The sequence below is a fragment of the Streptomyces sp. NPDC013157 genome, from assembly GCF_042899865.1.
Classification (GTDB): domain Bacteria; phylum Actinomycetota; class Actinomycetes; order Streptomycetales; family Streptomycetaceae; genus Streptomyces.
In genome coordinates this window covers 109,691-119,870 of sequence record NZ_JBIBAK010000027.1, presented here as the reverse complement: position 1 = coordinate 119,870, position 10,180 = coordinate 109,691, and the positions used below count along the sequence as shown (strand labels likewise).

General features: G+C 62.7%; 6 protein-coding genes and 3 pseudogenes. 3 read left to right on the top strand and 6 right to left on the bottom strand.

The window, feature by feature from the left end; translation table 11 throughout:
- The 3 genes and pseudogenes from ACFY6U_RS48895 to ACFY6U_RS48885 all read left to right on the top strand — a co-directional run.
- Window positions 1–86 (top strand): annotated as a pseudogene (locus ACFY6U_RS48895) (IS5/IS1182 family transposase); the annotation flags it as partial.
- A 43-nt stretch (window positions 87–129) separates the two neighbouring features.
- Complete coding sequence (locus ACFY6U_RS48890) at window positions 130–348, top strand: helix-turn-helix domain-containing protein (protein ID WP_390049144.1); 219 nt, start codon at window positions 130–132, stop codon at window positions 346–348.
- A 615-nt stretch (window positions 349–963) separates the two neighbouring features.
- Window positions 964–1,926, top strand: coding sequence for a hypothetical protein (locus tag ACFY6U_RS48885; RefSeq protein WP_390049143.1), 963 nt, complete (start codon window positions 964–966; stop codon window positions 1,924–1,926).
- Between the two features lie 506 nt (window positions 1,927–2,432).
- On the opposite strand, the pseudogene dnaG reads toward ACFY6U_RS48885, so the two are convergent.
- From dnaG to ACFY6U_RS48855, 6 genes and pseudogenes are all read right to left on the bottom strand, one after another.
- Window positions 2,433–4,296: pseudogene (gene dnaG / locus ACFY6U_RS48880) on the bottom strand (DNA primase).
- Window positions 4,297–4,557: 261 nt separating this feature from the next.
- Window positions 4,558–5,145 (bottom strand): annotated as a pseudogene (locus ACFY6U_RS48875) (caspase domain-containing protein); the annotation flags it as partial.
- Entirely contained in the window at window positions 5,135–5,488 is a 354-nt protein-coding gene (locus ACFY6U_RS48870; RefSeq protein WP_390049141.1) for a hypothetical protein, read from the bottom strand. The gene ACFY6U_RS48870 and the pseudogene ACFY6U_RS48875, both read right to left, overlap by 11 nt.
- A gap of 196 nt (window positions 5,489–5,684) precedes the next feature.
- Window positions 5,685–7,316 carry a UvrD-helicase domain-containing protein gene (locus tag ACFY6U_RS48865; RefSeq protein WP_390049140.1) on the bottom strand — a complete coding sequence of 544 codons (1,632 nt, stop codon included), beginning with the start codon at window positions 7,314–7,316 and terminating at the stop codon, window positions 5,685–5,687.
- Entirely contained in the window at window positions 7,313–9,337 is a 2,025-nt protein-coding gene (locus ACFY6U_RS48860) for an ATP-dependent endonuclease (protein WP_390049138.1), read from the bottom strand. Before ACFY6U_RS48860 ends, ACFY6U_RS48865 begins: the two co-directional genes overlap by 4 nt.
- Before the next feature lie 482 nt (window positions 9,338–9,819).
- Window positions 9,820–10,131 (bottom strand): hypothetical protein, encoded by a 312-nt coding sequence (locus ACFY6U_RS48855; protein ID WP_390049137.1) that lies wholly within the window; start codon window positions 10,129–10,131, stop codon window positions 9,820–9,822.
- Window positions 10,132–10,180: the final 49 nt, after the last annotated feature.

The following is a 10,180-nucleotide window of genomic DNA, read 5'->3' as shown; positions in this document are numbered from 1 at the left end:
GGCGGATCTTCCGCAGGTCCCGGTGCAGCCCGAATCGAATGACGTCAATCGCCAAAGCCGTCCTCACCCTGGAGCGGCAACGCTGAAAAGGCTCAATCACTGCCGGATCCGCGGCTTGTGTCCTTCGGGATGCAGATCCGGCGTCTTCGAGAAGAGCGCGGCTACAGCCTGGAGCAGCTCGCTGAACGCAGTGGATTGAGCTTTCGCGGACTGATTTACATCGAACACGGTCGGCGCAATCCGAGTGTGCTGACCATCCTGAGCATCGCGTCCGGCCTGAACGTCGCGCCAGCCCAGTTGTTCGAGGATGGGTTTGAGGCGCCCGACGAGACGAAGAGCGGAGAGTGAACGGCTCCTGCTACGTGGAACCGTCCGCAAGTTACATCCGGCTCTCGTCAACGGCCGACGGCTGTTCGTGGAGTGCCCGTCGTGGTGCACGGAGGTTTGGTTGACGCCACGTTCGGATGGTCCCGGTCGGCGTATGCCCAGGTGATTGCGGACGCCTACGGGAACGGAGAGGTACGTCGGCCTCAGGTGATGGTGGACATCGAGGTGCCCCGTCTTTGTCGATCTGGCTTCTGTTTCAGATGATCTGGTCTGATTGGTCTGTGGTCTCAGGTGACCTGGTTCGCCTGCGTGTCGTGGCTTCTCAGCTGCCCGATCCGCTGGACGAGCTCGCCCGACGCCTCCTCGCGCGGCTCCGCGGGCACACCACCATCGGCACCTGGGCATCTACTCCCGTCCGGACCGGACCTCTCCGCCTTGATGGGGCTCTCCAACCAGCTGCCGGCCGCGGTCCTCATGGATCTGCTGGGGATCAGCCCCGAGACCGCCGCCGCCTGGACTCAGTCCGGAGGCAACTGGGCCCGATACGCGACCGAACTCTCAGGTCCGAACGCACCCCGGGGACAAGCGCCGAAATCCAGGTTTGGCTGTTGTCTCAACAGCCCTATGGTCCACTCCATGCATGCCGAACAGCTCAAGGCCTCGTCGCAGAAGTGGATGACCGCGGCACTCACGGCGTTCGCGGAGGGGCCCGAGTCATACGACTTCGCGGTTCACCACGCTGGGATCGCCGCCGAACACCTCCTCAAGGCCTTCCTCGCAGGCCTCCACCCGGCCCTGATAGTCGAGGCCCGGGACTTCGATTCGCTCCTCCACCCCACCGGCCACGGCGCGCACGCCTCAGCCCCCGCGAGTCGGGCGAAGACGATCGGGCTGGTGGAAGCCCATGCCCGAGTCCACAAGATCCTTCGGAATCAGATCCCGATCAACAAGCAGGCACTGGAGCCCGTCGTGAACGCCCGCAACGGCGTTGCTCACAGCGGCGTTCATGACGTCGCGGAGGTCCAGACGGTCTTCACCACATGCCTGCGGCTGATCGACCCGTTGCTCGCAGAGCTGAAGATCGCTCCGGACGACTATTGGGGCAGCTACGTCCCTCTGCACGACAGGCTGATCTTGGAACGTGTTCAGGCCGCCCGCATCCGCCTGGAAGGCAAACTGGCCAAGGCGCGGGCCATCTTCGAGCAGCGTTACGGGCACTTGGCGTCTAAGGAGCGGGAGATCGTGCTCGCCACGATCACACAATATTCACCCCGCTACATGGAACACGACGTAGAGACGACTTGCCCTGCCTGTGGCTCACAAGGGTGGCTCATGGGCGACACCCACATCGAGGAGACGAACAGCCCCGTCGTGGTCTTCACTCCCTACGTCTTCGCCTGCTCCGCATGCGACCTCGACGTCGAGAACGAGGAGTTCTGGCAGCTGGGAGACCTCGGTGACGAAGTTGAACTCTCCGACTCGCCGGAAGACTTCTACGGGAACTGGCAGCCAGATCCCAAGTTCATCCCGGACGGCCCGGAGGACCCCACGATCGATGCGAACTGGGAGCCGGACGAAGACATCTATCGAGACAGATAACCCACCTCCGGCATCGCATTGCTCAAGTTCTGTTATCCGGAGTTACCAATATTCGAAACAGCGGAGCCGGACCAGATCAACCGAGACAACGTCAGGCAACCACCCGATCGGAACCACATCACCTGAGATTCCCGGCATCTCCACGTCTCAGGTGAGCTAGTCGCCGCAGGCCACGGGCCCGGCTCAAAGCCAGATCTTTGAGGCGGGACACGAAGAGATCACCGGGATTTACTCGGGCGCGGAGAGTGCGGAGAAGTTCACGGACGGCCTGGTGGAGCCTGCGAAGGAAGTACGGATGCTGGCACGTACGGCCTACAGCGAGTAGACGTGGCACTCCGACACAGCGAAAACAGCCGGACGAATCCCCGTCCGGCTGTTTTCGCTGGGCAGCCCCGGTGGTTGAAACGGCTGGGGAGTTGCGCTGCTGAGAAAACTGTGGAAGTCCCACTGTTTACAGGGCCAAAGGCGTCGACGGCTACGAGGACAGGGACAAGGGCGGTGGGCACTCACAGGGCTTCCACACCTCGCTCCTGCAAGGCTTGACCGTACTGCTGCAACACCCACACTTCGTTCTGCACGGCGGTCGAATGGGATGTTCTGATCGCTCTCGCGAGCCAGGACGGCCAGGAGGTCCCGCATCCGCCGGTCAACGGAGCGCCGCCTTACGGTGACGAGTTGGTCACCTGCGTAGGCTTCGTCAACGTTCCTGCGCATGATCGGCTCGGTAGCCAGCTCGGTAATCAGGGCACGGACAGCGTCGTCCGGAGCGGCTTCGCGGACCAAGGACAAGTACTCCCGCAGATCCTGAACACCATACTCTGCGCCGCCCGCGTCCTTGATCGTGCGGCGCACAGCTGCATAGGGCGGAGCGGTGAACTCCTCGATCCCATAGGCATCGAAGGCCGGGGAAACCAAGTCGGGCCGCTGCAGGGCGATCTTGAGTAGCTCGCGCTCCGTTGCATACACCGCGTTACGAAGATTGATCACGGGCTTGGGTGGGGACTCAACGTTCCCGTACGAGGGCGGGCGCTCCACAGCGGAGTGCAGGCCGGCCCTGCCGCGAGCTTCACGAGCCAGGTGCCTGATGTGCCTGACCACGAAGGTCTTGTCCAAGCCGCCGAGCATGCCGGCCAGCCTGAGCGCGACTTCGCGCTGAACCATGCTGTCAGTGATGCGTGCGACAGTCGGAGCGGCCTCTGCCAGGGCAGCATTCTGCCCAACAGCGCTCTCCAAATCGTGTCGAGCGATGATCTGACGCAAGGTGAACTCGAAAAGCGGGGTGCGCGGTTCAGCAAGCTCCGTGACGGCCGCGTCGCCTTTGGCGATGCGCAATGCGCTGGCGCTCATGCCGTCGGGGGCGACGGTGATGTAGGAGCAGGCGGCGAACTCCTGATCGTCCTTGAGTGTGCGCAGCGCAGACTGCTGGGCGTGTCCATCTTGAGTGAAAGCAAAGGTGATCTGGGCGCTTCCGTCGCTTCTGAGGAGGCGCCGCAGGGTCGTGATGTGGTCAGTGCCGAAGGGTGTGCCGCAGGTGGCGACGGCTGTGGGGATACCTGCCAGGTGGCAGGCCATGACGTCGCCGTAGCCCTCGACAACGACGGCACGGTTGGTCTTGGCAATGTTCTTCTTCGCAAGGTCGATGCCAAACAGCACCTGGGATTTCATGTAGATCGGGGTATTGGGGGTGTTGATGTATTTGGGGCCCGTATCGGCCGCGTAGAGCTTGCGGGCGCCGAAGCCGACGACCTCGCCACCGATGTTGCGGATGGGCCACATCAGGCGGCCGCGGAAGCGGTCGATGGGGCTGCGGCGGCCCTCCTGGGCAAGGCCGGAGAGCAGGAGTTCCTTGTCAGTGAATCCCTTGCCGCGTAGGTAGCGGGTGAGGTGGTCCCAGCCTTGGGGGCTGTAGCCGACGGAGAACTGCGCGGCGGCGGCCTGGTCGATACCGCGTTCAGCGAGGAAGGTGCGGCCGATGGCGGCCTCGGTGGTGGTGTTGAGCTGTGTGAAGTAGAACTGCGCGGCCGCTCTGTGTGCTTCGACCAGGCGGATGCGCTCAACGTGCTGGCGGTCACGGTGGCCCGCGTCAGTGCGCAGCGTGATACCGCCGCGTGAAGCCAGCCGGTCCACGGCTTCGCCGAAGGAGAGGTGTTCCATCCTCATGATGAAGTCCAGTGCGTCGCCGCCGACCTGGCACTCGAAGCAGTGGTAGACACCCATATCGCTGTTCACGCTGAACTGCCCGCTGCTTCCTTCGCAGAAAGGGCAACTTCCCCGGAATTCGCGTCCAGACTTGCGCAGCAGCACGTACTCAGTAATCACATCCTTCAGCGGCACTGCGGCCTTGAGCCCTTCAATGTCCCTTCTGCCTATGACAGGTTGTCCCTCAGCACGGGACGACGCTCGGGCCAGCCCCTTCCGGCCTGCCTGGCTTGACGCTTCGTAATGGACAGTGGCAGCTGGTCTGGCGGGTTTCCACGCGTTCCATGCAAAGAGAGCGCTACTGGCACTGTCGTCTACCCGACGGTTCGGCAGCGGCAGGCCGCCGGCCCGCATCCTCTGGCGTAGGGGTTCATACAGATCTCCGAGCGTCAGGGCCGTCGGCCCGTTCGGAATCCCTTCGCGAACAAGGCTGATGAGCTCACCTGTGAAAGAGGTACAGACGTCGGCCTGTTGCTCAAGGGGTACGACATGCGCGGGACCGTCTGCAGCCGTCCACACATATGTTCCGCGGACATCAGCCGCCAGAGTCAGGCTGTCTGCCTGCGCAGAGAGGGTTTGAACCGCTTTGCCTGAATGACAGCAATCAAGGATCGAAATCTTCACACGTGCTGGACTGTCGATCAGAGCGTCTCGAACGTGTGCGTAGGGCATGGCGGTCAGCTCGACGTGATCGGTGTTGGTTTCACTCAGCGGGAAGAACAGCTCACCACGCTCGGAAAGTGTGCCATGGCCGACGAAGTAGAAGAGAAACATGCCGTCGGTGCGCGCCGCAAGTTCGCGCAGCAGGACTGCAACCTCCGGCACGCGAGCCGCGTTATCGATCACGGTCACGTGCTCAGGAAGCCAGCCGCACAGCTTCGAGTCGGTCAGCAGTTGCCGCATTCCCCGAAGACTATTGGCGGCTGCTGGCACAGGGCGCTGCCTCGTATCGCGATAACTGGACATGCCGAGGAGGACAGCGCGTCGATCGAGCCGACCAGTACCGCCCTTACTGCTCATCGAGCGTCTGCCTGATCAGGCGCAGCAGTTCCGCCTCGTCGACGAGATCTGCTCCATTACGGACAATCTGTACGGACTTCCCGTCGACAGTGACACTGACGGTCTGTTCGGTGCGCCTGCTGCTGAGCCAGGATCCGAGCGACGTGACGAAGGCTGTGGCTATGCCACCAGAACCGACAGCCACACTGATCAGCTCGAATGCACTACCGAGTTCTTCCGCTTGTGTTGGCGGGCGCTGAGCCCTCACGAACCCTTGAAGATCTCGCTCGCGGCGCAGCCACTGGAGGAGCGATGTGAATTCTTCGGCGGGCGCCCCGGCCTCCAGGCGTATCTGAAGTTCCACCCGGCTTAAACCCCCTTGGCTTCTTCCGATCTTCCCTGGGTGAGAGCGGTGTGCATCCTCGACTTCGCGACCACGTTATGCGCTCACTTCCCCAGGGTCACTTTAACGTTGACAGCCGAGGCGGGCGGCAGCAGGAACCGTCAGCCGTGATGCCGCCACGCTGGCTGCTGCGGCATGCACACTCGTGTTTGTGACGTCAAGGGTGCACAGTGCCCGAGGCGAACCAGTCGTGGGCTGTCGACAGGGCGTCGTCAGGAATGTCGGTGAGAAAGACGACCGCGAGGCCACGGCGGGCTCGGGAGCACGAGACGTAGAACAGGTTGCGCGACCGCTCCAGTCGCTTCTCGATGTCCTGGCCAGCGAGCATCTTGCCCATGTTGTACTGGGTCCACGACGCGTCGTCGATGATCACGATGACGTTGTCGAACTCATCACCCTTCACCCCGTGCTGTGTGTGGAACGGGGTGCGCTGCTCGCGGTACTCGATGAAGCGTATGACTTCCGCGTAGGGGACCTTGCGCAGCGCGTTGGAGAAGTCGGCCAGCTTCTGGTCGTAGCCTTCGAGATCCTCCGACGTCCGTCGGCGTTCGAGGTCACTGAGCTTGCGGGGCACGGACAGAAGATGCTGCCGAGCCATGTGGTCGAGTACGTCTGCGATAGTTCCGGTCTCCCGTACTGCGGTCAGTTCTCTGATGTCGGCCGCGATCCGTTGTTTGTCGCGGTGGCTCGTGATGGTTGTCCTTCCGGCCACCAGAAGACCGATGAGCTCTGCGTAGTCGCGCGTGTGGAAGGCGCTGCAGAGAGCTTCGACCCTGCTGAGGTACTCGATATACGGCTCGTCGTTGTCCAGGAGTTTGTCGCGGCCCTGCGAGCCGAGAATCTGGTACTGCTGGAGCAGGGTGCCGTAGGAGAGTGCTCCTGCGATGCCCCGGTGGGTGAGCATCAGGTAGCTGGTGGTGTCGTCCGACCAGCCCAGCCCAGCAAGGTGCCGACGAGCTGCGTCCAGGCGTGTCTGTCCGGCGGGCAGGGCGGAGTTGAGGAAGAGATGCACTTCTCCCCCCGTGTTCTCGCCGACCGCCTCCTGCTGCAGTTTCGGACGGATCTTGTTGAGCACCTCGACCACTGGGCGAGAGCAGCGGTAGTTCTCGTGCTTGGTAATGGGCTCCAGCTTGGGGTGAACGACAGCGCCCTGCCCTGAGGTGAAGATCTTCTGCATGGAGTCGCCGAACAGCCCGACGACGCAGGGCTGGCGGCCGGCTCCGGCAAGGTGGTCGAGAAGGAGCCGGATCGTCTTGGGGGAGGTGTCCTGGTACTCGTCGACGAAGATGACCGGGTAGCAGTCGGCGATCAGGCGTGTGAGTTTGGGATATCGGGTTACCATGCGCAGCGCGAGGTCGATGACCTCGTCGTGGGATATCTCGCCACGGTGCAGACGTCGCCGCCGGTCAACGTACTGGATGGGCGCCGGCGGGCTGGCGAGTTCGCTGAGGTCCTCAGGTGTGCGCAGAGCGTCGTTGTACTCGATGATCTGCTGCCACAACTCGCGGCCGAAGCCTTTGATGACCTCCCAGAGAAATTCGTGGATGGTAGCGACGGTCACGAGCGGGTTGTCGTGGATCCGCTCGGTGATCTTGCGTTTGGCGACGTTGGTGAAGGTGATGCAGGCGATTCGGCGGCCCTTGCCGGCCAGCTCTGCTCCGTGGTTCTGGAGGCTGTGTTCCAGAGCTTCGACCAAGGTTGTCGTCTTGCCCGCGCCAGCACCGGCCTCGACCAGGAAGCTGCGCCCGGCTTCGAGCTCGTCGATGACTCGCTCGATGGTCGTCTTCACGGGAGCGTCAGCCACTGCAGGCCCTCGTCGATGTACCGGGGTACCTTCCAGCCGTCCAGGAGCATGGCGTCGAAGGCGAAGTCTGTCTTGTGGTCACGGAGACTCTCCGCAATCTCGTAGGCGTGCGTCTCGATGACCGCCGCGCCGGGGTCTTCGCCCACCGTGCGCTCGAAGTGCCCCTTCAGAGCGAGGCTGGACAGGTTGTCAGCTAATACCGGGGCGTTGGCAATGATGAAGGCGTCCTCGAAGCTACGGCCGAAAGGCCCGGCCGGATGCTCGGGCACCTGGTAGGCAACCCGGACCTTCTTGCTGGCCTTGTCCTTGGTTGCCGCGGCGAGCAGGTCGGTGACGGCTTCCTTGGCCGGAAGCCACTTCTTCAGGGTGGAGTTGGAGGTGCAGGCGCCCGGGGTGGCAGGGTGGCAGCTGATGCGCTTCTTCTGGGATGGGTCGACGGAGTCGAGGTCCGTGATGATGAGGGTCTTGACGTTGAGGAACTCCAGCAGGCTGCGGAAGCGGATCGCGTAGGCGTCACCAACCTCGATGACTGAGACGTACTGGCGCTGGAGACGGGCGGCGCAGCGGGCGATCATTTTGGGCAGGAGGAGCCGTTCGGCTGTCCCTTCAATGAGGATGATCTTGTCCGCGAAGAACATGTCGCATCGATGCAGTTCCATGTACTGCTCCAGGAACCGGAGAGTCTCCCTGCCGTCCTTCGTCTTCTTGACGTCGGCCTGGAAGGTGGACAAGTCCTTGATGGAGATGTGGTGTTCCGTGGAGTCGAAGTAGCGGATCTTCGCGAATCCGCTTCTGGCCACCATGTGTGAGGAGTGAGTAGTGATGACGACCTGCACGTTCCGGTCGGTCTTGCTCTTGATGTACTCCTCGATGTTCTTGATGAACGTCTCCTGCATCTGGGGATGCAAGTGGGCCTCGGGTTCCTCGATGAAAAGGATCTGCAGTGCAGGCTGAGGGCTGGCCTGGCTGCAGCTCTCGATGAAGCCTCGGATCTGCAGGATGGTGAAGATGAGCTTGCTGTATCCGAGGCCGTTGTGCCCTTCGGGCAGCGGGTACTGAGAGTCCCCGGAGGGGTACTGGATCCGGGTGCTCCCGCGCAGCACGGCGGCGCCCTCGATCAACGCAACGATCCGGGGCGGATGCAGTGGAGACATCAACTCCAAGCCGAAGGTGCTCAGGTCGTCGAGGAACGGCTCGAAGAGCTCGTCGTAGTTGGCGTCCAGCTCTTTCGACGCCAGTGCAAGCGCATCTTCGATCCGGTCGACGTTCTGCCCTCGCTTGTCGTCGGTGCTTGAGGCCCGGTAGTAGGCCTCGAACGTCTTCGACAGGGTCCGGGCCTTGTCTGCGGGAGTGTCGTCGAACTTGTTCTGCGCGTAGATGAACCGGACTGCGAGTATCGACCGTGCGGCACTCGGCTTGAGCTCGCGCGTGACCGAGTCATCGACGGGACTCACTGCACGGTACGTCGCCGTGAAGTACTCGTTGAACTTCCTGCGCAGCCACTTGTAGCTGTCGAACTGGCTCCCAGCGCGGCGGGCGGCTTCGCCGAAGTCTGCAAGGAGCTTCCCGGGGTCGCCAGCGGCAAGAGTGGCGACGATCCGGACGCTGTGGCAGGTCTCGTCAAGATCGAGGATCGCTGAACTGATGGGAGCGAGGTTGTCCTTCTCGTCGTACTCGATCGTGATCGCGAGACGGATGGCTGGTACGAGCTCTAGCGCTTTGCTTCGCAGTGCCTCGCCGGCCTCGTTGTCGCCGGCCGCTTCCAGCTGCGCTGCGTCAGTGAACTGTCGGCGAGCGTGCTCCAGGTCGGCAATGCGGCTTGTGGTGAAGTCTTCGAGGACGAACTTGACATCGTCGCTCGGACTGAAAAATTTTTCGAACACATTTACGAGAGAAGTCTTCCCGCTGTTGTTCCGACCCACGATCAGTGTCGTCGACCCATCGATCTGGATCTCCGCGTCGCGTAAGGCGCGGAAGTTGGTCACTTTGGCACGGGTGACGTGCATGATGCTCCCGGATCAGCCTGATGGAACCGCCCATTCGCTCGCGTCACACGAATCTGCGACGCGTGAGGCGACAAGTAGTATCTGATGCGAAAGGTGCTGCCGGGAGGCGTTTGGTCGAAACGCAGGGTTGATCTCGCTCGCCGTAGCCTCGGACATGAGTTCACGCCCAACTGCAGGCCTAAGGCCTGCTGCCTGAGTGCCCCGGTGCTCTCTGTCGTCAGCTGGGAGAGTTCGCTGGGGATCCCGATACGAGCGACCTCCAGGTACTGGTCGTCGTCGCATGACGGCCTTCGAAGGGGCGGCATCCCCCCGAACGCGCTGCTCTGCAACACCCCGCAGTGCCGTCCGATGGGCCATAGCGCAGCAGCCGAAGATCTCCAAAGTGCCCCGAGACGGACGGCGCGGGACCCGGGGTGAATGGCGAAGCAACCAGCCACCATGAAGTACGGGAATCCCGATCGCTTCTACTGTGAGGTGGCAGGTCACACGACTTCCATCCCTGACGGTTTGGGGTGAGGCGGGTAGCCCCTTACGCGGAGCCAGGTGTCGACGGCCAGAGCCACGATGTCTCCATGCGGTACGCCGGTGTCGGCGTGACAGCGGCGGATCCGGCGCTGGAGCTGGAGAACCTCGGGAACGGCGTAGTTGAGTTGTCCGCGTTTCGTGTGCCGGTTGCCGATGACCTCCAGAGTGTCCGGGTGCGGCGTAAGCGCGTCGTCGGTTGCTTGGATCTCAGCGTCGAGCGCGTCGGCGATTTCACGCAGTCGGCGGGCGTAGTGGGAGGGATCAGGCACGAGAGCTGCTCCGGTCGGTTTCGATTAGGCGACTAGTTAGCCGCCTAAT

Bases quoted from the DNA above. Each gene is read 5' to 3' on its own strand.
- ACFY6U_RS48860 (WP_390049138.1), bottom strand. From the start codon at position 9,337: ATGCACGTCACCCGTGCCAAAGTGACCAACTTCCGCGCCTTACGCGAC.
- ACFY6U_RS48890 (WP_390049144.1), top strand. From the start codon at position 130: ATGCAGATCCGGCGTCTTCGAGAAGAGCGCGGCTACAGCCTGGAGCAG.
- ACFY6U_RS48885 (WP_390049143.1), top strand. From the start codon at position 964: ATGCATGCCGAACAGCTCAAGGCCTCGTCGCAGAAGTGGATGACCGCG.